We start from the raw sequence: 23,448 nt of genomic DNA, 5'->3' as shown, positions 1-23,448 counted from the left end.
AACTATGAGCAAATTAGAAGCCTATTTCGGTGAATTTGGTGGTCAGTATGTACCACAGATTCTGGTACCGGCCCTTGACCAGCTGGAAGCTGCATTTGTCGAAGCACAGCAAGATCCAAGCTTTCAGGAAGAATTTATCACCCTTTTGAAAGAATACGCAGGCCGCCCGACCGCGCTGACCCTATGTAAAAACCTAACCAAAGGCACCAACGCCAAACTGTACCTGAAGCGAGAAGACCTGCTTCACGGCGGTGCCCATAAAACAAATCAAGTACTGGGTCAGGCACTACTTGCCAAACGCATGGGCAAAACAGAAATCATCGCCGAAACCGGTGCCGGACAGCACGGCGTGGCAACCGCCCTAGCCTGTGCCCTGTTGGGCCTCAAATGCCGTGTTTATATGGGAGCAAAAGACGTAGAACGCCAGAGCCCGAACGTCTTTCGTATGAAGCTGATGGGTGCCGAAGTCATCCCTGTTCACTCGGGCTCTGCCACACTCAAAGATGCCTGTAACGAAGCAATGCGTGACTGGTCTGCAACCTATGACAAAGCGCATTACCTGCTGGGGACAGCAGCCGGTCCGCACCCGTTCCCGACCATTGTTCGTGAGTTCCAGCATATCATCGGCGAAGAAACTAAGAGCCAGATTCTGGAAAAAGAAGGACGCCTGCCGGATGCAGTCATCGCCTGTGTCGGTGGCGGTTCCAACGCTATCGGTATGTTCTCTGATTTCATTGAAAACACGGAAGTTGGCCTGATTGGCGTCGAACCTGCCGGTAAAGGACTGGATACCAATATGCACGGCGCACCACTGAAGCACGGCAAACTGGGTATCTTCTTCGGCATGAAAGCGCCGCTGATGCAGGACGAACATGGTCAGGTAGAAGAATCATACTCAGTTTCTGCCGGACTGGATTTCCCATCTGTCGGCCCGCAGCACGCTCACCTGAATGCAACCGGACGTGCCGTTTACGAATCCGTAACTGATGACGAAGCGCTGGATGCCTTCCAGGCACTGGCACGTAGCGAAGGGATTATTCCGGCATTGGAATCTGCCCACGCACTGGCTCATGCACTGAAGATGATTCAGGCCGAGCCTGAAAAAGAACAACTACTTGTCGTTAACCTGTCCGGGCGCGGCGACAAAGATATTTTCACCGTACACGATATTTTGGAAGCAAAGGGAGCGCTGTAATGGATCGTTATCAAGCACAATTTGAACGTCTGGCAGAGAAAAACGAGGGGGCCTTTGTTCCCTTTGTCACTATCGGTGACCCTGACCCTGAGCTGTCTTTGAAAATTATCGATACCCTTATCGAGTCCGGCGCGGATGCCCTGGAGCTGGGAATCCCGTTCTCTGATCCACTGGCCGATGGCCCGACGATCCAGGGAGCAACAATTCGCGCCCTGGATGCGGGCACCACCCCTGCGATCTGCTTCGAACTACTGACAAAAGTTCGCCGCAAATACCCACAAGTGCCAATCGGCTTGCTGATGTACGCCAACCTGGTTTTCGCCTCCGGGATCGAGAATTTCTACCAAAAGTGTGCAGAAGCTGGTGTCGACTCAGTGCTGGTTGCCGATGTGCCAATCAAGGAGTCAGAAGAATTCCGCGCGGCTGCTGAAAAATACGGTATCCACCCGATTTTCATTGCTCCACCAAATGCTAACGAAGCAACGCTGAAAACCGTTTCAGATTACAGCGGCGGCTACACTTACCTACTTTCACGGGCTGGCGTTACCGGAACAGAAACTCAGGCGGGAATGCCGGTTACTCACCTGTTGGAAAGCCTGAAGACCCATAACGCGCCACCAGCATTGCTTGGTTTTGGAATCTCGGAACCACAACAGGTTAAAGACGCACTGGAAGCTGGCGCAGCAGGCGCAATTTCTGGCTCTGCGGTCGTTAAGATCATCGAAAAAAACCTCGGCGATGAGCAGATGATGCTTGGCGAACTTGGGCAGTTCATCTGTTCAATGAAAGCAGCAACCAGACGTAGCTGAATAAACCGCTAGATAAAAAGGGCTGTTAGGGAAAAATTCTTCATTAAACCTAAACGGCCCTTAAACTCTTATCAAAAATTCCACATCAGTGATGACTGAAACAACTTTTCAACCTGATGTTAAATCAACGCCGCACACCATGCGGCTTTTTCACACCCAAACACACCTAAGCGATCAAAGCTTAACCACCACTTCAGAACCAAGATCAAAGAATTCCATTAAGCCACGGAATACAGTAGCAAAGATGTTAAGTTTGCTTATTTGTCACATGGCATTCTCAGCAAGCATAAATTCAGAAGAAAATATTAAAAATAACAATTGTAAAATCGTTAAATTGCGTGTAAAAACACACCCGCAAAATATCAATGCAACATTTATAACAATAACAGTACTTGAGCCCATACAGGATTAACAAACACAACTGAGGTATCTAAAGTGTTAAATCAAAAAGGATTATTGGGCAATATCGGCGTGCAGGTCGTTATTGCAATGTTTCTCGGTACACTTGTCGGTGCGATGATGGGGCATTCTGCCAGCATGTTCGCTCCGCTTGGCAGCATTTTTATCCACCTGATCAAAATGCTGGTTATCCCACTAGTAGCCGTTGCTATCATTTCCGGTGCTGCCGGTCTTGGCGGCAGCCACTCCGCCGGTAAAGTCGGCTTCTCCACCCTTGGATTCTTCGCCCTTACCTCTGCCGTCGCTGTTGCACTGGCACTGTTTATGGGGCAGGTATTCGAGCCGGGCCATGGTATTGACCTTGCCGGTGTTGAAGGCATGTTCTCTGACGTCTATGCAGACAAAGGTGAACTGCCAAGCTTCTGGGCCACCGTTCTGGGTATGATCCCGACCAACGTTTTCCAATCTTTGAATGAAGCGAATATTCTGCAAATTCTGGTTTTCTGCCTTTTCTTTGGTATTGCTTTATCCAAACTGGAACAGGAACGTCGTGACCCGCTGTTAAACGGTGTAAATGCTATCGTTGATGCCATGGTATGGATGATCAACGTGGTAATGAAGATTGCTCCGCTAGGCGTATTCGGCCTGATGGCTGATGCTGTCGGTACTTTCGGTTTCGGTGCCCTGATGGTGGTATTCAAACTGTTTGTTGTTTACGTCGCAGCTATCCTGATTTACGGTTTTGTTTTCTACCCGCTACTAATCAAAACATTCAGCAAGACATCACCGTTTAAGTTCCTGTCGGTAATGAAAAAGCCTCAGGCTGTGGCACTTTCAACTGCTTCATCAATGGCAACACTGCCGGTTACCATGGAAGTTTGTGAAGAAGAACTGGGCGTAAAGAACTCTACCGCTTCCTTCGTTCTGCCACTGGGTGCAACCATCAACATGAGTGGTAACGCGATTTACTACGGTCTGGTTGCTATCTTCTTTGCCCAGCTGTTCAATATCGACCTTGGTATGGGCGCATACGTTGCGATTATCATAACCTCTACCCTGGGTGCAGTAGGCCAGGCAGGTGTTCCGGGTCCGTCATTCCTGGTTGTTGCCGTACTGCTTTCAGCCGGTATCCCGATTGAAGGTCTGCCACTGCTGTTCGCCCTTGACCGTATCTTCGATATGATTCGCACAGCACTGAACATTACAGGTGACGCAGCCTGTGCTGTAATTATCAATGATATGATTGGTGATGCGCCTGCTCAGGTAGCAGAAGACGAAGCACAAAACGCTTAAGCCCAAATACGGAACAAAATATCGTTCCGCTTGGTATAAACTCCAGCAGGCTGTCGGTAATCATCTACCGGCAGCCTGTTTGTTTTATATCCATACTTGGTTATAAATATGCAAAATCACTCATAACCATACTGGTAGACTCTGCATATTGGAACTGTTTGGGTATACTAGCGCCTTCGAGTACCAGATTCCGTCCGGCTCACCGACTTCGGACGACCATAAGGCTGTTAATTCATGAAACAACTGATCGATTTTATTCCGCTGATCATCTTCTTTGCCCTGTACAAGCTTCAGGACATCTACGCGGCAACCGGCGCACTGATAGTTGCAACGGCAATCCAGGTAGTCCTGACCTGGTTCTTGTATAAGAAAGTAGAGAAAATGCAGTTAATCACTTTTGTTATGGTTACAGTTTTTGGCGGACTGACACTCGTGTTCCATGATGATAACTTCATAAAATGGAAAGTGACGATCATCTACGCCCTGTTTGCGGGCGGACTGGCAGTCAGCCAGTACCTTGGCAAGCCACTAATTAAAGGAATGCTGAGTAACGAAATTCAATTGCCTGAACATGCCTGGAAGCGTATCAACGCTGCCTGGTTCCTGTTTTTCGTTATCTGTGCGTTAGCCAATATCTATATTGCTTTTTATCTGCCTCTTGATGTTTGGGTAAACTTTAAAGTCTTTGGCCTGTTGGGCCTGACTTTTGCGTTTACACTTGCGACCGGCGGATATATTTACCACCATATGCCCAAAGAAACCGATTCAAAGTAGTAGAAGAGTCAAAGCATGACCACTGAAAACAATGTTCCTCGCGGACAACTTTTGCTCCGCACATTAGCAATGCCTGCAGACACCAACGCCAACGGCGATATTTTTGGTGGCTGGATCATGTCACAGCTGGACTTGGCCGGTGCCATTCTGGCAAAAGAAATTTCTGGCGGACGGGTTGTTACCGTCTCCGTTGAAAGCATTACCTTCAAGGCGCCGGTTGGCGTTGGTGATGTTGTTTGCTGTTACGGCGAATGCAGCCGTATCGGCAATACTTCAATGAGTATTGCCCTGGAAGTCTGGGTTAAACCGGTTTCCCACGATGAAGTCGGTGATCGCTACCGCGTCTGTGAAGCGACATTTAATTACGTTGCAATTAACAGCGAAGGCCGCCCGCGACCAATCAAAAAGTCTTGAGTGCATGCCGCAAAAAAGCCCTGACCTCTGGTTAGGGCTTTTTTTATTGGTTAAGATACGAAAACTTAATCGCTTCTAATAGGGAGATACCTGCGAATGTGGTATGTGATTTTTTCTCAAGACGTTGAAAACAGCCTGGAGCGTCGCATGAGCGTGCGTGAAAAGCACCTGGCTCGCCTGAAAGATCTTCAGGGACAAGGTCGTTTGCTGGTTGCTGGTCCAATGCCGGCTATCGACAGCGAGAACCCTGGCGAAGCAGGCTTCACCGGATCCACAGTTATTGCCGAGTTTGATTCCCTGGATGATGCGAAAGCATGGGCTGATGCCGATCCTTATATTGAAGCCGGTGTTTATGAAAAAGTGATCGTGAAACCATTCAAGAAGGTTCTGCCATAAACAGCAGTTCACACCCTGCGACATAACGAGAACAACAATTCAATGTTTAAAAAAGTATGTGCATGCATCGCCCTGCTGACCCTGGCAGGCTGTGCATCAACTCAGGATGATGCAGCTATCGCCCTAGCGAAAAGCCGGGCAGCCGCTATCAATAACAAAGCGCCATATGACACGGTTGGCGAATACCGAATCATGAAGGCTAAAGCACGTGAAAATACTGTCGAGATCACCATCCTTTACGGTGGCGGTGGTAAAGTACCACCTTCAATTGCCGTGAAGAATGCAGCCGTCAACTACTGTGCGAGCAACGAACTAAGCCCGCTGGTCAATGAAGGGGTGAATTACAATATCGTGGTGATGGATATGCGAGGCCGAACTATGGCTGAGCAGCCAGTTTACGCCGACTATTGTACGAATCTGGAACAAGCCCAATAGATCACTAATCTGAACAGTAATCTCGCTGGAATTAATATACCGCCTGACTCACAATCAGGCGGTATTTTTTTATTTGTACTAACTGTTAATTCCGGTCAAAAACCAGCACCTTCAAGCCACCTTCCGGATCAATGTCTTTGAACTCCGGCGGATTATCCAGTCGCTCTGTAAACGTCAGTTCTGGTGCTTCGGCTGCCATTCCGTCAATCAAAAACTGAGCAGAAACCGAAGGATCATTCACACATGCCATAACCTGACCTTTCTCTGTCAGCAGCTCAGGCAAGCGACGTAAAATCTTCTGGTAGTCTTTCGTTAAGGCAAAACTACCCTTCTGGAAGGATGGCGGATCAATAATGATTAAGTCATAAGGGCCAGACTTGCGCACCTTACCCCATGATTTAAACAACTCATGGCCCAAAAAGCTGACCTTCTTCAGATCATGCTTATTGAGGTGATGGTTATCACGCCCCCGGCTCAGCGCAGCTTTTGACATATCCAGGTTAACGACGTGCTCTGCCCCGCCGGCAATTGCGGCAACAGAAAAGCCACAGGTGTACGCAAACAGGTTAAGTACTCGCTTTCCTTCTGAGTGGCGCATTACCCAATCACGGCCATAGCGCATATCAAGGAACAAACCGTTATTTTGCTTGCGACCCAAATCCAGCTTGAACGTCAGGCCATTTTCGACCACGTCCTGATATTCCCGCATCTCACCCCACAGCACTTCCGTCGGCGACCCCTGACGGTCACGGTGCTGCAGCAGCAATGACACTGCATTACTTTGCTGCCAGATTTCACTTTCAGTCAGTGTGATTAGCGTTTCGTTCAGCGCAATAAGAAATGACTCGGATGGTTCTTTAAACAGGGAAACCAGTACCTGGCCGCCAAGCCAGTCAACAGTGAGCTGTTCAAGACCCTGCCAGCAACGACCACGACCATGAAAAAGGCGACGCACCTCTGTAGGTGGTGAAGTCAGCTCATTAAGCAAATGTTGTTCTAAGGTTGGTAGCGCACTCGTTTCCATAAATCTTCAGTGTTTAATGAAATAAAGGCGCTATTCTAATACCAACCTCTCACACCGTGCCACACAATTATTCGAGCTTAGCAGTAATACCAAACTTAATAATGGAAAATGATCAGGCGACTAATTTGGTTGTTTCATCAGGGAGGCGATGACTGGCGAGAACGACATACTCTGCGGTGATACGAACATGTCTTTGACGTTTGGAGCGGGCTTTGAACTTGAGACGATTACGGCGGAATGTAGCCAACCCCCAAAAACGCGATTTAGTCTTTTTCTTCTTCAATCGCATCCGAAGCGACACAGAGCGGTTAAGTCGGCGCATTGTAATCCTCAGTCTAGGTAAATCCTAGACGGGCATTATATGCGAATTTTTATATTAATATAATTAAAAGTGGTCATTTAAACGCCACTTAGCACAACTTATTTTATAGTTTCAGCTAATTTGCACCGACAATGACCAGAAATTTCCATTTTCAACAGTTTTCGATATTTGTCATCAAGCCTTAATCGCCAGCTTCGGCCAACTCAGATCCCAAGGGGCGTTCCATTGCTCCATCGCTTCTTGCACTTCAGCACTATGCCAAAACGCCCCCTGCTCAGGCATACAGACAAACTGTTGCAGTTCCCCCTGATAAGGGAAACGCAACGCATACGCATGCAGGTAACCACGATCGGCACCTTCACAGCCGTAAATATCATCTCCGGTGATCCCGGAACCAACACTTCGAAGTGCTACCCGGATCTGATGTGTTTTACCCGTATGAGGCTTACACAGGAACAAGCGTCGTCCATTTCCGGCAGCAGCCGAGAAAAACTGGGTTATCGCTGGGTTTTCTTTACTACTTTCCAGCTTCCAGCTGCTTCGACGGGAACGTGTCATGTCACCAATCACTGCTCCCTGCTTCTTCTTAGGCTTTTTAGTGCCGATTGCCAGGTAATATTTTTCAACATTACGCTGAGCAAAATTAGCTGACAGCACTGAAGCCGCTTCCCGGTTACGCCCTAACAGCAATAGACCCGATGTCATCTTATCAAGACGGTGGATCAGATAAAGCTTTTCATCGCCGGTTTGTTTTGCCACTTCGGCCAGCAATGGCTGCTCATTATCGTCTTTGTGAACACTCACTCCCGGATGTTTATTAATAACCAGAAAATCAGGATGTTGATAAACCAGAGTGAACATAAGCCGATACCATCTCACGAAATAAAAAACGAAGTGCGGAGTATATACTCCCTATGCCGAGAAACCACTCCCCTCAACGTAAAAAGCCGCTCAGATGAGCGGCTTTCGTTCTGTTATACCGTGTTCAGCCTTATGCAAAGAAAACAAACAGCATCAGCAGCGGACAAACAACACGTACATACCAAGGCCAGATTTTCCAGAACAGGCCCTGCTCCAGCTCAGGGTAGCCTTGTTTGATTTCCTCTAGCACTTTGTCACGCTTCCATACCCAACCAACTAGCAGGGCAAACAACATCCCTAAAATCGGCTGCGCGTATTCAGTCGTCAGCGAAATCACCAGGCCAAACATATCGCCGAAATTGAAGACAATGATGCCTGAGAACAAGGTGATCAAACCACCAATCCACCATACTGCAATTTTTCGGTCCTGCTGTAACTCTTCGGTCGCACAGGCAACCGGCACCTCGAGCATAGAGATAGAGGAAGTCAGTGCTGCAATCACCATCAGAACGAAGAACAGCACACCGATAAACAGGCCGGCTGCTCCCATGGTGTCGAACATCGCAGGGAGAACACTAAAGACCAGCGTATCGGAGGACAGCAATGCACCGGTATCGCTGTAAATTTCAACACCATTATGCTGCGCCACAAACATCGCAGGAAGAATCAACAGGCCGGCAATGAAAGCAACTGAGGTATCCAACATCGCCACCTGAGCAGCAGTTTTTGGCAGGTTAACGTCTTTTTTGATGTATGAACCGTAAACCATCATCGAACACACGCCCAGCGACAAAGAGAAGAAAGCCTGCCCCATTGCACTGACGACAAGATCCGGGCTCATGTGTGAGAAATCTGGAACCAGATACATTTTCAGGCCATCGATGGCACCATCCTGAGTCAGGATATAGGCCACCATGACTACAAATAGTCCCAGTAATACCGGCATCAGACGGGTTGACCAACGCTCAATACCGTCAGCAACACCATTGCGGACAACTAAAATAGTCAGCACCATAAAAATGATCATCAGGGAAAGGTTACGACTGGCACTGAAAGACTCAAGCCACTCGGCGGCAGACACCATACCGATAGCTTCTAAAACCGGGCCGACCAGGAAACCGAACAGCCATCCGGCAACAATCGCATAAAAACTCAGGATCATTGATACCGCAATCATCCCTGCAACACCCAGTACTGCGGCAACTCCACGTTGCTGAGGCCATACAGCACGAAGCGACTTAATCGGGTTGGCGCTGCCATAACGACCGATCGTCAACTCAGCCACCAGTAATGGATATGCCAGAGCAAATACCATCAACAAATAAACAAGAAGGAAAACGGCACCACCGTTACTGGCAGCCTGAGTCGGGAATCCCCAAATATTTCCCAGGCCAACAGCGGAACCTGCCGCCGCCAAAATAAAACCTATCCTTGAGCTGAACTGCGCTCTTGATCCACTCGCCATATCAGAATCTCTTAATTAGTCGTTATGTATTGCTGTAATAATGTTGTGCTTTGCTTGGTGTAAAGTATTGTGTACATCCATTCAAATATCAATCACACCCTCTTCATTGGCAAGTAAAACAGTTTGGGAATAAAATGTGAAGCCCGCTTTTGTATTTTTTGATCAATCACCAGCATTCCGCCCAATTCCAGCCAGTTTTGCTTATAAAGCAATCAATAGTTAGTTTTATTGTTTTCTGTTTGTTAACTGAAACACTTATAAATAACTCTTTAACAAGATAACGCTGGTATTCCTTCAATTTCGATGCAAAATAATAGAAACAAAACTCTGTTGAATTAGATAACTCTCTCACATGGAACAGTTTTATCAGGTACTCGCCTGGGTAAGCGTCTTTTTCTACTGGCTGGTTATAGCCGGTGTGACAATGCGTGTCGTGTTCAAACGCCGTGTTGTCGGTGTCTCCCTTGCCTGGCTGATGATCATCTACATCATTCCGATTGGCGGTGTCTTTGCCTATTTATTGGTAGGAGAACTTAATCTAGGAAGAAAACGTGCCGAACGGGCAAAAGAGATGTTCCAACCATTTGCCGACTGGTTTCAGCGCCTCAACGACTGCCCCGGCCACCAGCCGCAACAAATGAGCCATCAGGCCCGCCCTATCAGTGACTTATGTGAAAACCGGCTTGGCCTTCCGGCTCTTTGTGGCAACAGCATGTCCCTTCAGGACACTCCACATGAGATCCTGCGTTCGATTATCGAAGACATTCGTAACGCTGAAGACAGCATTCACCTGGAATTTTATATCTGGCATCCGGGTGGACTGGCTGATGAACTCGCTTCAGCCCTGATCATTGCCGCCAAACGGGGAGTGTCAGTTAAACTTCTGCTGGATGCTGCCGGCAGCAACCGCTTTTTCCGCTCTTACTGGCCGAGACTGATGGCTCAGGCAGGTATCGAAATTGTTGAGGCACTGGCAGTATCACCGTTGAGGATGTTCTTGCGCCGACTGGATCTGCGCCAGCACCGCAAAATTGTGGTAATAGACAATAAGATTGCTTATACCGGCTCAATGAACCTGGTTGATCCTGAACACTTTAAAACTGATGCCGGTGTCGGCCAGTGGATTGATGTGATGGTCAGGCTGACCGGCCCTTGTGTCTCGGTGCTTAACTGTATTCAGGCCTGGGACTGGGAAGTGGAAACCGGTAAACGCTTCCTGCCGGAACTGCCGACAGAAGAAGTCAGCACAGCAACAGAAAAACATGAAATCATTCAGGTAATTCCGTCTGGTCCGGGCATGCCCGATGAACTTATCCATCAGGTATTGCTGCTGAGTATCTACCAGGCCAAAGAGAGTGTGGTGATCACCACCCCGTATTTTGTCCCGAGTGAGAACCTGCTCCATGCCCTTGAAAGTGCAGCCGAGCGCGGGGTCCGTGTCGACATAGTCATTCCAGACAAAAATGATTCGGTGATGGTTGAATGGGCCAGCCGTTCCTTCTTTACTGAATTGCTAAGTGCCGGAGTTAAAATCCACCGCTTCCATGGGGGGTTACTGCACACCAAGTCGGTGGTTATTGACAACAACCATTGCCTGATTGGTACCGTGAACCTTGATATGCGTAGCCTGTGGTTGAACTTCGAAGTCACCCTGGCGGTCGATAACCCTGAATTTACCCAGCAACTAAGCTGGCTACAGCAGGAATATATCGCTAACTCTACCCATATTTCTTTGAGTGAGTGGGAAAAACGCCCAGTCTACAAAAAGCTCGGCGAACAATTCTTCTATATGTTCAGCCCACTTTTGTAACTCATTCAATCGCTTTAACTCTGCAATCCATTAGTTTGCTGTCAGGTATCAGCAGGAACCTAAAAAAAGACAGGCATTTGCCTGTCTTTTTTATCTTTATCCGCCACCTCAACCAAGGCTTAAAGTCGCTTTTTCAGCAAATCCAGCACCAGGCGGTTATCAGCATCACGAATAGTCGGAAGCTGGAAACGCGCCTCACGGGTATCAGACAGTTTCACAACCGCTGAAATCAGCGCCTCTTCTGCACCAGCTTCGGCCAAACAGTTGCCGAACGCATCCATAATACGAGAACCGCCCCAGAATCGGCTGTTACCCTCAAGCGCACAGCTGTTTGCCATCAGCAACGGCACACCATAAGTCATTGAGATGAAATCTGTATTAGTCTTCCAGCCTTGCGGGTTAGAAAATTCATCTGAAACGATATCTGCAGCAGAGTTTACCGGAGCCAGCATCAGCGCAGGTTTGTCCAGCATTGCCAGGTGCGGTAGTGCCGGATTCCACAAGTCAGCACAAATCAAGGTGTGCGTCGGCCAGCCGGAAAACAGCTCGCATAATTCCAGGCCCTGACCTTTGCTATACCACTTGGCTTCTTCCAGACCACCATAATTTGGCAGGTTAAGTTTGCGGTGCAAGTGAATAAGCTGACCGTTTTTCACCATGCCCTGAGCATTGTAAAACTCACCGGCACTGGCTTCCTCAACAAAGCCAAAGCTGACTGCCATATCACCGGCCGCAGCTGCCAATTCATCCAGTACATCCGCAGATAGAGGCATCGCCACATCCAGCGTTTTCTCACGCAAGCTATAACCTGTCATTGACAGCTCAGGGAACAGCAGCAGCTCAATCCCTTCTTTTCTTGCTGCTTCAATATATTGCAGGTGCTTTTCAAGGTTCGCCGCAACATCACCCAATACAGGTGCGATCTGGGCAATACCGACTTTCAGTTCATTTTTCATTGTCATGTTTCACCAAGTGTTCAGCAAGGTAATAAAAAGGCCAGCACTCTGGGTCTACACTCAGGGAGCCGGCCTTTCCTCGCTTTCTTACTGCTACAGCAAGTTATTCTGTTGTAGGAAGTCGTGAGCAACGCGCTCGATTGAAATGCCGTCAACATCCACCTGAGCATTCAGGGAAGCCATTACGTCATCGTTCATCAGTGCCGCCAGCGCATTCAGCTGATCAGCTAGTAGCGGATTCGCATCCAACGAGTCCTGTCTCACAACCGGAGTCAGTGCATAGTTAGGGAAATGCTGACGATCGTCTTTCAGTACATAAAAGTTAAATGCCTTAACACGACCATCGGTTGCAAACACCATTGAAATATCTACAACTTCCTGTGAAAGTGCCTGGTAAACCAGACCTGAGTTCATTTTTTTCAGGTTGCGGCGCGGCAACTCAAACTCATAAGCCGCCAGCAAAGATTTAAGACCATCAGCACGGGCAGAAAACTCAATGTTACTGGCCAGCAGTGCATCTTCACCGTCTTCAGATTTCAGCCAGGCCATCATGTCACTGATGGTTTCCAGCCCTTTCTCTTTGGCAAAGTCTTTACGCATTGCTAGTGCATAAGTGTTATTTGCCTTAGAAGGGTTAAGCCAAATCAGGCCTTTCTTTGCATCCAGAGACTTAACACGCTTGTAAGTCTCTTCCGGGCTTAATTTGTCAGTCACCTTGTTATAGGTGATAAGGCCGGTGCCGGTATATTCCCAGTACAGGTCAATCTGACCGTTTTCCTGTGCTGTTCGCAGAACGGTCGACCCCATACCGTCACGCTGGTCTACTTCGTAACCCTTCGCCTGCAGGTACTGAGCAGTCATTGATGACATGATCAGCTGCTCGGTAAAGCCTTTACCGCCAACAACCAATTTGTTTGCAGCCACTGCTGTCTGGGACATAGCCAATACCACAACCGCAGCCATCATTCGTGAAATAAACGTCATATCTCAGATTCCTCAGTTACGGTTCGGGTTAACGCCTTTGCTGACAATTACAAACGTCAGCATACCCAGCAAGATATCGGCGATCAGCGCCAGAACAGCCGTCGGGATCGCACCCGCCAACATCATAGGCGTATCGTACAAATCAATACCAGCAAAAATCAGCTCACCCAAGCCGGTACCACCGATTTGGAATGCCAGAGGCACTGTGCCGATATTGATCGCAATTGCAGTACGAATACCCGCCATAATCACATAAAGCGCATTCGGCAGTTCTACTTTAACCAACTGCTGCCATGGCGTAAGACCAATACCGGTTGCCGCTTCTTTCAGGTGCGCAGGCACAGCAATCAGACCGGTATAGGTGTTGCGCAAAATAGGCAGAACCGATGCAATCGCCAGCGCGAAAATCGCCGGCTTATCACCAATACCCAGGAAGCTCATCGCCAAAGCCAGTACCGCCAGTGTCGGTACAGTGGTACCGATATTGAAGATTTGCATAAAGAAATCTGCATAACGTCGGCAATACGGGCGGCTCAGAATCACACCCAGCGGCACACCAATCAACACGGCAATCGCGCCGGAGATCAGGGTCAGCTTCATATGATGACCAGACAGGTACAGGATCTCATCCCAGTAAAAAATAAACTGGTCTACAAAGCCTGATGACTGCGCCCAGATCCCCACCATAAATACAACGAAGAACATCAGCGCATTGAAGTAAGGACTCAGATTAATCGACTTCATCGCTTACCCCTTGGTACGGAAACTGGCTCCCAGGTGGTGAGTAATACCACGCTGTGAAATTTCACCGCACAGGCGGCCCTGCTCATCAACCACGGCCAGCCAACTGATGTCGTGTGCAAACATCTTTGATACTACCGCACGCAGATCCTGTTCTTGCTTCATCAGGATTGGCAGACCGTCAAAGTGCTCACCACACAAACCACGCTCACTTGATGCAACACTCTTATTGATCACACCGACAGGCTGCTGCTGTTTGTTAACCATCACGATCATGCCGTGACCATAATCGTCCATCAGCTTCTTAGCTACGTCCAGATTATCATCCGGCGTTACAGTCGGAACATTGCGTTCCATGACCTCGCCCGCCGTCGACAGCTGAAGACGCTTAAGAGTACGGTCGGTGCCGACAAAGTCAGCCACAAAATCAGTTGCAGGATGAGCCAGAAGCTGGTCCGGGCTTGCGTACTGTTCAAGCTGACCATCGCGGAAAATTGCAACTTTGTTTGCCATTTTCACTGCTTCATCAATGTCGTGAGAAACGAACATGATGGTCTTTTGCAACTCTTTGTTCATCTTCAGGAATTCTTCCTGAATCACTTCGCGGTTGATTGGGTCGATAGCACCAAACGGTTCATCCATCAGCAGAACCGGTGCATCTGCCGCCAGGGCACGAACCACACCAACACGCTGCTGCTGACCACCGGACAGTTCATTCGGGTAACGCTTCATAAACGCATTCGGATCCAGCGCTACCATGTCCAGCAGATCTTTGGCGCGGTTAGTACAGCGCTTCGGATCCCAGCCCATCAGTTTAGGGATCAGGGCAATATTCTCTTCGATGGTCATATTCGGGAACAGACCGATCTGCTGGATAACATACCCGATGTTACGGCGCAGGGTTACGGTATCGATGTCAGTCGTATCTTCACCGTTAATGAAGACTTTACCGGATGTTGGCGTAACAAGGCGGTTAATCATCTTTAGTGTTGTTGTCTTACCACAACCGGAAGGACCCAGCAGAACACAGATCTCGCCAGTCGGAACTTCCATATTGATATGGTCGGCAGCCGTCACCACGCCCTGTGGGGTTTCGAAAATTTTTGTCAGGTTCTCAAGTTTGATCATGAAAACACCCTCTTAATTCTTAAATCTTTAGCCGTGAACGACGACGCCTTTCGGCGTGAATTTCTTCTGCACCATAGCCAGAATGGTGTCGGCAAAAATGGCCAGCAAACTCACAGCCACCGCCCCAACAATCAGCTGGCGCGGATCAGACTGGCTGATACCACGGGCAATAAAGGTTCCCAGGCCACCGGCACCGATATAGGTTGCAATCGCCATTACACCGATGTTCATCACAACGGCAGTACGAACACCAGCCATGATGACCGGAATCGCCAGTGGAATTTCAACCAAACGCAAACGCTGGATATTGGTAAGACCGATACCACGAGCAGCTTCTCGTAGTGCAGGATCTACATTGTTAATGGCGGTATAGGTGTTTCGGATAATAGGCAGCTGCGAATACAACAACACAGCAATTACCGCCGGCAAATAGCCGATACCCTGACCGATCATCGACAGTACAGGGATCATGATCCCGAACAGAGCAATCGACGGAATCGTAATAATAATGGACGCAACATACAGCACGATGTTCGCTGCACGCTGATTCTGGGTAATAGCAATCCCTACCGGTACACCCGTCAAAATCGCAAGGCCAACAGCAAGGCTGACCAGTGACAGGTGTTCAACAGTACGAGACGCAATGATTTCCCAGTTGTCCAGAATGAAATTGAAAATTTCCAATTTGCACCTCTGGATTAAAAAGGTTAAACACAGATTGTTTTCAGAATGCGCATCCAAGCGCTTGGATATAACCGACTGGTTATGTAGGCAGGGTTACCCCCTGACTGACATGGCTTAAAGCCATAAGCGTCATTCCACCAGCACGCTCGCTGGCGAGTGACAAAATGAGTTGGTGATTCTATTGAGTTGCTATGATGAGCTCAAGGAATTTCCGACTTTATTTTGAACTTTGTCATTAATGACGAACAAAAAACTAACAAAACGTACAAAAAAAAGGATTACATCGACGAAAAACAGCAAAAAACGTCAAAAAAATGTCGATAGTGATCACACAATATCCTTACGCAGGTTTCTTGTTTGCTGACTAGAATGTACAAAAAACCATGTAACGAATGATTTACCTCGCCAATGGAGTGGCGACTTATCATCACCGCCGCGAAGGCGATGTAAGATTTAAAGATAACCCAAATGAGGTTTCAGGATGTCCATCAGGTTGTCATTTTTTACTCTGCAGCTACTTATACTTTCTCTGGTTATTGCGCTGTCATCACCAGCGTTCGCTTACGAAACTAAACTGACCATAGCAGGTCACAATACATCTGGTGAATACATCACTGTCACCCTGACCAGAGAACAAATCGAACACCTTCCACAAAGTACACTTATAACCCACCTGCCGTGGATTCAGGGCAAAGCTGAATTCAAAGGTGTGAAGCTCACCACCCTGCTGCAAAACTACCAGTTGGAGCCAACTCAAATAAAAATGAGTGCACTCAACGACTACTCAGCCGAAGTCAGCAGAGAACATATTGAAAAATATCAGCCCATCGTTGCTATCAAAAAGGACGATCAGTACCTACGAATTCGGGATTACGGTCCTTATTGGCTGGTCTTCTCCATTGACCAGTATCCGGAATTAGGACAAACCAAAAATCTGGCAAAAATGGTCTGGCAACTTGAACACATTACAGCGAACTAGCCTATGGCAAGAAGTAAGCTACTTACCACACAGCAAAAATGGGTCAAACGAGGGTTATACATCATAATCTCTGTTTTACTGTGCAGCACAGTATTCGCGGTAACCCAGCTGAAAAATAATTCAGAGATCGTTTCTAAGAGTCAGAACGAAGCTATCTGGTTTGTACTGCAGTTAACGAAAGAATATTCAGAGTTTATCTTTCAGCTACAGAACTACCAGTTTGGCAATAGCGATCATAATGACATGATGATCCAGTATGAGATCTTATGGAGCCGCTTTAACACCATTATTAATAACAAGCAGGTGATGCACTTTGACCAGTTCAAAGGAGCTTATAATGTCGTGAACGAACACTTCACGAATATCAAACAGCTCGAACCGGCATTACTTGAACTTCCTAATACGCAGAATGTCCAGCCGCTCCTGGATACCTTCCGGGATGATTATGAAAACCTGATTATCTTTCTTAACCATAAATTCCGGTTATCCAGCGGTGATCTGGGCGATCGCATCCATGCTATCTCTGAAATAGAGAAAATCATCCACTATTTATTACTGACGATGTTGCTGATAGGTGTGCTGACCGCTTTCTTGATTCTTCGTGAATCCCACACCCATCACAAGCTGGCAATGAATGATTCGCTAACGGGGATCCGCAACCGACTATGGCTGAACCACAAACTCAAAGACCTTGAGCAACTTAACTATCCATTTAATTTTTACCTGATCGATTTGGATGGCTTCAAAACCATTAATGACACTCTGGGCCATCATGCCGGTGACGAATTGCTGATCGAATTAGGGCGCCGACTCTCTGAGCTTGATTGCGACAGTTATTATGCCGCACGTATGGGTGGTGATGAGTTTGCAATCATTGAGCTCCGCTCACCATCTGGTAAGCCATTACCAGGCAATAATCTGGGTCTAAAGCTGATTGAAGTACTTCGCCGTCCGGCACGAATCGGCGGTAAAAACCTGATTATTTCAGCCAGTATCGGTGTCAGCCATTTTCCCGGCAGGGCGAAAACTATTTCAGAAGTGTTCAGACAGGCCGATTTTGCGATGTACGAAGTGAAGCAAAAAGGTAAAGATGGCCTGAACCACTATCAACCGAATGAAGCCACCTGTTCAGGCGAAGAAGAAGTCATTTCCTGATAAGAGCGTCTTAATACAGAAGCTAAAGCAAGAAGGCAAAAAACAAGCATAAAAAAAGCGGCCAAACGGCCGCTTTTCTGCTTATTCAATCAACGAAGAATTACAGTGCTGCAGTGAAGATTGCAGAAATTTCTTCGTGAGTTGCTTGTTTAGGGTTTGTTAGACCACAAGCATCTTTCAGTGCGTTGTCAGCAAGAATAGAGATATCTTCTGCTTTTGCACCCAGCTCAGTCAGACCTGCAGGGATACCTACATCTTTAGATAGCTGCTGGATTGCTTCAAGAGCTGCATCTGCACCTTGCTCTGCAGTCATGCCTTCAACGTTAACACCCATCGCTTTAGCAACATCACGTAGACGCTCTGGACAAATCTGAGCATTGTAGCGCTGAACGTGTGGCAGAAGAACTGCGTTACATACACCGTGTGGCAGGTTGTAGAAACCACCCAGCTGGTGTGCCATTGCGTGAACGTAGCCCAGAGATGCGTTGTTGAACGCCATACCCGCCATGAACTGTGCGTAAGCCATTTGCTCACGAGCTTCCAGGTTCTGGCCTTCGTTTACTGCAGTACGCAGGTGCGCCTGAATCAGTTCGATCGCTTTGATAGCTACTGCGTCAGTGATAGGAGTCGCCGCAGTTGAAACGTAAGCTTCGATTGCGTGAGTTAGTGCATCCATACCAGTTGCAGCAGTCAGAGATGCTGGCTTAGCAAGCATCAGCTCAGGATCGTTAACAGACATCAGCGGAGTTGTGTTCTTGTCAACGATAGCCATCTTAATGTGACGCTCTTCATCAGTGATGATGCAGAAACGAGTCATTTCAGATGCAGTACCCGCAGTTGTGTTGATTGCAAACAGTGGCATCTGAGGCTTAGCTGAACGGTCAACACCTTCGTAGTCAGCAATTTCACCGCCATTTGCAGCTACCAGAGCGATACCTTTTGCACAGTCGTGTGGAGAACCGCCACCTAGAGAAATAACGAAGTCACACTCGTTCTCTTTTAGCAGTGCAAGACCTGCTTCAACGTTACCAATTGTAGGGTTTGGTTGTGTACCGTCAAAAACAACAGATTCAACTTCACGCTCAGCAAGAAGGTCTGCAACCTGCTTAACTACACCAATTTGATTTAGCACTTTATCAGTAACAATCAGCGCTTTTTTGAAGCCCTGTTCTTTTACTGCATTCGCTGCATCAGTAAGACAGCCAGCGCCCATCAGGTTTACTGTAGGGATAAAAAATGCACTACTCACAATAATTCTCCTTAATATTCAAATACTAATTACTTTAGCTGATTAATTAACCATTCCATTTCAACTCAAACAGCTACCTGTAATGAGTATCTTGTCACCCTTCTCGGGCTTGGTGTGCATATCTAACACTGTCGAAATGTGCAACAATTTGATCTCAAACAAATTATGAAATACCGATGTTTACTTCAGTTAAATTTTTTGAATTTCGTCACTTTTTCACTACATTTACTGACTTTATTGTTTATTGGAGTAAACATTATCTTTCTTCCGGTCACCGATTAATATGCATTAATGCGATTAACAGCACATTAAAAGGAATAGAAAAATGTCAGCCCTTTTCTGGTCACATCAGAAGGTAAATTTCAGGTTTAAAAAGTGGGAGTAGAAAGGAAGCAAAATCCCGACATTCGAAGTCAGTTGAAAATGAGTTTGAAGCGAAATTGTGGTGAAAAAATCAACGCATCAGGAAATAGGTTTCGACAATAACGATAATCAGCAATACCCAGGTAAAAACCTTCCACGCCAGCAAAGGGTTCTTTTCAAGTAGAGGTGCGCCCTTAAGCTCTTTTACTATCGCCGGATTCGGGGTCGATAAATCCTGAAGAAACTCAGACATTACCTGATAGCGACATTGAGGTAATGGATGACAAACCTTTTTCAGAACCAAATCCATCCATGCCGGAATGTCATTTCGGTAGGTCAAGGCCGGTACATAACTGAAATCCTGACGTTGAGTGACATCATAAACTGTGGAGCGTAATCGCTCATAGGGCTTTTGCCCTGTCAGCATTTCATAAATAATGATGCCGACTGAAAACAGATCAGAAAAAGGCGTTGCCTTCTTCCCAGCAAGATATTCTGGTGCCATATAATCAATATCCCCGACGGGTATCGACTCTTTGATGCCCCCAGCTATATCTTCAAGGCCCTCTACCTGGACCGTACCAAAATCGATGAATACAGCCCAGCCTTTATCAGTCAGAATAATATTCTCAGGTTTCAAATCCCGATGAACTATTCCCATTCGCTGCAAATAGCGTAACGACTTAACCAACTCACTGGCTATCACACGAACTTTTTCCAATGTCGGCTCAGGGTTATCAAGCATCCATTGCCTCAGCGTTGTGCCTTCAACATAGTCACAGACATGATAGAGAAAAGAAGACTGCATCGAGTAACGGTGAATTTTCATAACCGAAGGGTGATCGATTTGATTACCCAACCAACCTTCACGGATAAAGCCCTGAAGATAGAGCATATCGTCAGAAAAATTTTGCGAAGGCACTTTTAAGACATAGCTTTTACCGTCGAACTGACTAGCAGCGAGATAGACATGACTTCGGGAGCCACTGTGGATCACCCGGGTTATTTCATACTGATCGATCCGATTGCCTTCTTTCATTACCGGCGGGATCACCCTTTGGGTCAATCGCCTTTCCGCTTCCTGTAAATTCTCTTCAGGCAAAGCATCAACACTCAGCAGCAAGCAGGTCACATTATCCGTACTGCCATTTTCAATCGCTCGCTCGACAATAGTTCTGGCCCTGGCTTCCAGGGATTGCCCGTGCACCGATAACAAACCAGCCAATTCAGGTTCTGTCAGCCAATCATGGAGGCCATCTGTAGACAGCACAAAAATATCATCCGGTTCAAGTAACTCCCGGCGATAGTCAACATCAAGTCGATTATCCATCCCCAGCGCCCGGGTAAGAAAATGACTCTTTCCTCCCTGTTTACGACTGTGATCGCTTGTCAACTGAACCAATCGGTGTTGGCGATAACGGTAAATCCGGCTATCACCGATATGAAGAAGGTGTGCGGTATTCGATTTAAAAATAATGCTGCTGAAAGTCGTCACAAGACCGTTATGGCGCAAATCACTCTGACAGCCGTGAAAATACAACCAACTGTTAAGCGCTTTAAGCACCCTGGCTGCGGAATGCTTTGCCCCCCAACTGTCAGGAGTACTGTAATAATCATCAATGAATTGGGTAACGCTGGTGTGGCTGGCTTGCTGCCCGTTCTCACTACAACTGACGCCATCAGCAATACATGCAACTATTCCTTTGTACTTCTTCACGTTATCGCGATGCGGACAATGCGCCGCAAAAGCATCCTGATTGGCCTTCCTGCTCCCGGCTGTTGAATAGCCCCCCAGAGACACCTGAAGGTCATCAAGCGGTTGCGTTGTTACATCTTCAGCGACATCCATTCGTTCACCTCCCTGACGGATGGAATAGCTGCCACCGCAGGCAGCTATTCCATTATCACTATTATGTGTTTCTAACTGTTAGCAACATCAATCATAGTCACACTACCGTCTTCATTGATTTCAGCAATCTGCCCGGATGGTTCTTCCATCATCAGCAGAGTAACAAAACCAATAATTGCCGTTGCACCGATAACAAAGAAGAAGGTGCTGTAATCCACCAGCGACAAAATAGTAAGGTAACAAACAGCCCCGACATTACCGTAAGCGCCTGTCATTCCGGCAATCTGCCCGGTCATACGACGCTTGATAAGAGGAACCGTAGCAAAAACAGCCCCTTCACCGGACTGAACAAAGAAAGAGCAAGCCATAGCGGCTGCGACTGCCAGCCATACCGGCCAGCTACTATCAACCATGCCCATCAGGAAGTAACCGCCCGCCAGGCCTGCCGTTAAAATCAGTAAGGTCAGCTTGCGGCCAAACTTATCGGACAACCAGCCTCCGCCGGGACGGGACATCAGGTTCATAAACGCATAAGCCGACGCCACCATACCGGCAACCACAGGCGTCAGTTCAAAGGTTTCTGAAAAGAACAGCGGCAACATAGAAACGACAGCCAGCTCTGAGCCGAAGGTAGCAAAATAAAGCACATTCAAAATAGCGACTTGCTTGAATTTATACTGATGGATCTCCGGTACCGGCTCTTTAAAGATATGCTTATTGACTTTCCACACCTGACTCACTTCATAAAGGTATATAACGGCCAGCACCAGATAAATCGCGATTTCCATTGTCTCACTAAGCAAAGAAACACCGGCCGGTGACAACTTCCAAGCCAGCAATGCCAGTGCACCGTACATAGGAAGCTTCATCAGCAGCAGTAGGTAAAAGTCCCCTTTAGAAGTAACTTCCATCGCCCCTAAGTTCTTAGGTTTAAAATAGGTTGCGCCCTTTGGTGTATCGGAAACATTGATATAAAAGATATAAGAAAAGATCAGGCTCATTGCTCCGGTGATAGCCATGGCATAACGCCAGCCATCTTCCCCGCCAAACATCACAGCAATAGTCGGTAGGGTAAAAGCTGCTGCCGCTGAACCAAAGTTACCCCAGCCGCCGTAAATCCCTTCGGCTGTACCCAGCTCATTATGAGGAAACCACTCAGACACCAGCCTGATTCCAATCACGAAACCGGCACCGATAAGTCCCAGCGCAAAACGGGCTATTGCGGCCTGAACAAAATCATCGGCAAATGCGAACACAAAACAGGGAACGGCACAAACCGCCAGCAAAGCTGAATACACTAAACGAGGACCATACTTATCGGTCAGCATACCGATCAGCACCCGCGCCGGTATGGTAAAGGCAACGTTAAGAATAAGCAGTGTTTTGATTTCTGCCGTGGTCAACCCGAGCGACTCTTTCACGTACTGCAACAAAGGCGCAAAGTTGAACCACACTACAAAGGTGATGAAAAAAGCAAACCAGCTAAAGTGAAGGATTTTCATCTTCCCGGTCATCGAAAATATGTTGAACTTACCTGTATCTGTCATTGTCTCTTTCCTTTATTGACTGACTGATAAGCCAACTGCAGTAAACATGCCAATTTACATTCAAGTAAAAACAAAAGGTTAAATCAAAAAAATCAGATAAAATGAGAACTTAGAAATAAGGCTGCACCAAAGCGATCATTTCCGCACCAGATATAAACATAAAAGAACAATTAATTTCATATTTATGCAGTTCAGTTAATTTAAATATCAAAAATAAGAATTAGTTAGTTATATAGATATAAAAAATGGAGCCTTATGCTCCATCTTTATTTATAAACCCAGTTTCTTAACTCAATCTCAGCTGAACATCACCCTGTTTTAACCTCACCGCATAGGTTCTCAGCTGATACTCCGGCTGCTCAAGACATTGTCCTGTATTCAAGCTGAAGTGCTGCTTGTACAAAGGTGATGCAACAACCGCCTCCCCCTCAAGCGAGCCAATGAGCCCCCTTGAAATCACATTTGCCTCACCAATCGGATCGTAATTAGATAATGCATACAAGGCGCGGGTACGGCCGCAATAAAAAACCGCTATCTGCTCGTCACCAACCAATGCACACACCCCGGTGTTTCTGATTAAATCCTGTTGCTTACAAACCGTCTGCCACTGTTCCAT

At 47.2% G+C, this 23,448-nt stretch carries 22 protein-coding genes; 10 read left to right on the top strand and 12 right to left on the bottom strand.

The window, feature by feature from the left end:
- Positions 1-4 precede the first annotated feature (4 nt).
- From trpB to AACQ93_RS05600, 7 genes are all read left to right on the top strand, one after another.
- Positions 5-1,195, top strand: coding sequence for a tryptophan synthase subunit beta (trpB, locus tag AACQ93_RS05630; RefSeq protein WP_064602761.1), 1,191 nt, complete (start codon positions 5-7; stop codon positions 1,193-1,195).
- Positions 1,195-2,004 carry a tryptophan synthase subunit alpha gene (gene trpA, locus AACQ93_RS05625; RefSeq protein ID WP_064602759.1) on the top strand — a complete coding sequence of 270 codons (810 nt, stop codon included), beginning with the start codon at positions 1,195-1,197 and terminating at the stop codon, positions 2,002-2,004. Before trpB ends, trpA begins: the two co-directional genes overlap by 1 nt.
- A 435-nt stretch (positions 2,005-2,439) precedes the next feature.
- Positions 2,440-3,696 carry a dicarboxylate/amino acid:cation symporter gene (locus tag AACQ93_RS05620; RefSeq protein ID WP_007461944.1) on the top strand — a complete coding sequence of 419 codons (1,257 nt, stop codon included), beginning with the start codon at positions 2,440-2,442 and terminating at the stop codon, positions 3,694-3,696.
- A 234-nt stretch (positions 3,697-3,930) separates the two neighbouring features.
- The gene (locus AACQ93_RS05615) at positions 3,931-4,470 is read left to right on the top strand and encodes a septation protein A (RefSeq protein WP_064602757.1); all 540 of its coding nucleotides are present in this window, start codon (positions 3,931-3,933) and stop codon (positions 4,468-4,470) included.
- A 15-nt stretch (positions 4,471-4,485) separates the two neighbouring features.
- Positions 4,486-4,884, top strand: coding sequence for an acyl-CoA thioester hydrolase YciA (gene yciA / locus AACQ93_RS05610; RefSeq protein WP_007461934.1), 399 nt, complete (start codon positions 4,486-4,488; stop codon positions 4,882-4,884).
- Between the two features lie 96 nt (positions 4,885-4,980).
- Positions 4,981-5,280, top strand: coding sequence for a YciI family protein (locus tag AACQ93_RS05605; protein ID WP_064602755.1), 300 nt, complete (start codon positions 4,981-4,983; stop codon positions 5,278-5,280).
- Positions 5,281-5,322: 42 nt separating this feature from the next.
- On the top strand, positions 5,323-5,715 hold the full coding sequence (locus AACQ93_RS05600; protein ID WP_007461932.1) for a GspS/AspS pilotin family protein: 393 nt from the start codon (positions 5,323-5,325) through the stop codon (positions 5,713-5,715).
- A gap of 85 nt (positions 5,716-5,800) precedes the next feature.
- Here AACQ93_RS05600 and AACQ93_RS05595 read toward each other — a convergent pair whose 3' ends face one another.
- The 3 genes from AACQ93_RS05595 to AACQ93_RS05585 all read right to left on the bottom strand — a co-directional run bounded on the left by AACQ93_RS05595 (position 5,801) and on the right by AACQ93_RS05585 (position 9,387).
- On the bottom strand, positions 5,801-6,739 hold the full coding sequence (locus tag AACQ93_RS05595; protein WP_007461931.1) for a class I SAM-dependent methyltransferase: 939 nt from the start codon (positions 6,737-6,739) through the stop codon (positions 5,801-5,803).
- Between the two features lie 496 nt (positions 6,740-7,235).
- Complete coding sequence (locus AACQ93_RS05590; RefSeq protein WP_064602753.1) at positions 7,236-7,922, bottom strand: TIGR01621 family pseudouridine synthase; 687 nt, start codon at positions 7,920-7,922, stop codon at positions 7,236-7,238.
- A gap of 130 nt (positions 7,923-8,052) precedes the next feature.
- Positions 8,053-9,387, bottom strand: a complete 1,335-nt coding sequence (locus AACQ93_RS05585) for a sodium-dependent transporter (protein WP_064602751.1) — start codon at positions 9,385-9,387, stop codon at positions 8,053-8,055.
- A gap of 352 nt (positions 9,388-9,739) precedes the next feature.
- Here AACQ93_RS05585 and cls point away from each other — a divergent pair, with 352 nt between their 5' ends.
- Positions 9,740-11,197, top strand: a complete 1,458-nt coding sequence (gene cls / locus AACQ93_RS05580; protein WP_064602749.1) for a cardiolipin synthase — start codon at positions 9,740-9,742, stop codon at positions 11,195-11,197.
- A 119-nt stretch (positions 11,198-11,316) separates the two neighbouring features.
- Here the strand turns inward: cls and AACQ93_RS05575 are convergent, their stop codons facing one another.
- The 5 genes from AACQ93_RS05575 to AACQ93_RS05555 all read right to left on the bottom strand — a co-directional run bounded on the left by AACQ93_RS05575 (position 11,317) and on the right by AACQ93_RS05555 (position 15,690).
- Positions 11,317-12,159 (bottom strand): nitrilase-related carbon-nitrogen hydrolase, encoded by an 843-nt coding sequence (locus AACQ93_RS05575; RefSeq protein WP_064602747.1) that lies wholly within the window; start codon positions 12,157-12,159, stop codon positions 11,317-11,319.
- Positions 12,160-12,246: 87 nt separating this feature from the next.
- Entirely contained in the window at positions 12,247-13,137 is an 891-nt protein-coding gene (locus tag AACQ93_RS05570; RefSeq protein ID WP_064602745.1) for a glycine betaine ABC transporter substrate-binding protein, read from the bottom strand.
- 12 nt (positions 13,138-13,149) lie between these two features.
- Entirely contained in the window at positions 13,150-13,881 is a 732-nt protein-coding gene (locus AACQ93_RS05565; RefSeq protein ID WP_007461921.1) for an ABC transporter permease, read from the bottom strand.
- Between the two features lie 3 nt (positions 13,882-13,884).
- A complete protein-coding gene (locus AACQ93_RS05560) occupies positions 13,885-15,006 on the bottom strand; it encodes an ABC transporter ATP-binding protein (RefSeq protein ID WP_064602743.1) in 1,122 nt (373 codons plus the stop codon).
- Positions 15,007-15,033: 27 nt separating this feature from the next.
- Positions 15,034-15,690, bottom strand: a complete 657-nt coding sequence (locus tag AACQ93_RS05555; RefSeq protein WP_007461919.1) for an ABC transporter permease — start codon at positions 15,688-15,690, stop codon at positions 15,034-15,036.
- 481 nt (positions 15,691-16,171) lie between these two features.
- Between AACQ93_RS05555 and AACQ93_RS05550 the strand changes: the two genes are divergently transcribed.
- Both AACQ93_RS05550 and AACQ93_RS05545 read left to right on the top strand, forming a co-directional pair.
- On the top strand, positions 16,172-16,669 hold the full coding sequence (locus AACQ93_RS05550; protein ID WP_007461918.1) for a hypothetical protein: 498 nt from the start codon (positions 16,172-16,174) through the stop codon (positions 16,667-16,669).
- Between the two features lie 3 nt (positions 16,670-16,672).
- Complete coding sequence (locus AACQ93_RS05545) at positions 16,673-17,824, top strand: diguanylate cyclase domain-containing protein (protein ID WP_007461916.1); 1,152 nt, start codon at positions 16,673-16,675, stop codon at positions 17,822-17,824.
- 100 nt (positions 17,825-17,924) lie between these two features.
- Here AACQ93_RS05545 and yiaY read toward each other — a convergent pair whose 3' ends face one another.
- The 4 genes from yiaY to nirD form a co-directional block, all read right to left on the bottom strand.
- Entirely contained in the window at positions 17,925-19,073 is a 1,149-nt protein-coding gene (gene yiaY / locus AACQ93_RS05540) for an L-threonine dehydrogenase (RefSeq protein WP_064602741.1), read from the bottom strand.
- Between the two features lie 454 nt (positions 19,074-19,527).
- On the bottom strand, positions 19,528-21,285 hold the full coding sequence (locus AACQ93_RS05535; protein WP_084418991.1) for a bifunctional protein-serine/threonine kinase/phosphatase: 1,758 nt from the start codon (positions 21,283-21,285) through the stop codon (positions 19,528-19,530).
- 71 nt (positions 21,286-21,356) lie between these two features.
- A complete protein-coding gene (locus tag AACQ93_RS05530) occupies positions 21,357-22,832 on the bottom strand; it encodes a NarK family nitrate/nitrite MFS transporter (RefSeq protein ID WP_064602738.1) in 1,476 nt (491 codons plus the stop codon).
- 286 nt (positions 22,833-23,118) lie between these two features.
- Positions 23,119-23,448 (bottom strand): nitrite reductase small subunit NirD, encoded by a 330-nt coding sequence (gene nirD, locus AACQ93_RS05525; protein WP_064602737.1) that lies wholly within the window; start codon positions 23,446-23,448, stop codon positions 23,119-23,121.

The organism is Photobacterium sp. J15, assembly GCF_963870815.1.
Lineage (GTDB): Bacteria > Pseudomonadota > Gammaproteobacteria > Enterobacterales > Vibrionaceae > Photobacterium > Photobacterium marinum.
Note: the sequence above shows the minus strand (reverse complement) of the source record. Positions and strands in the feature narration are given on the sequence as shown.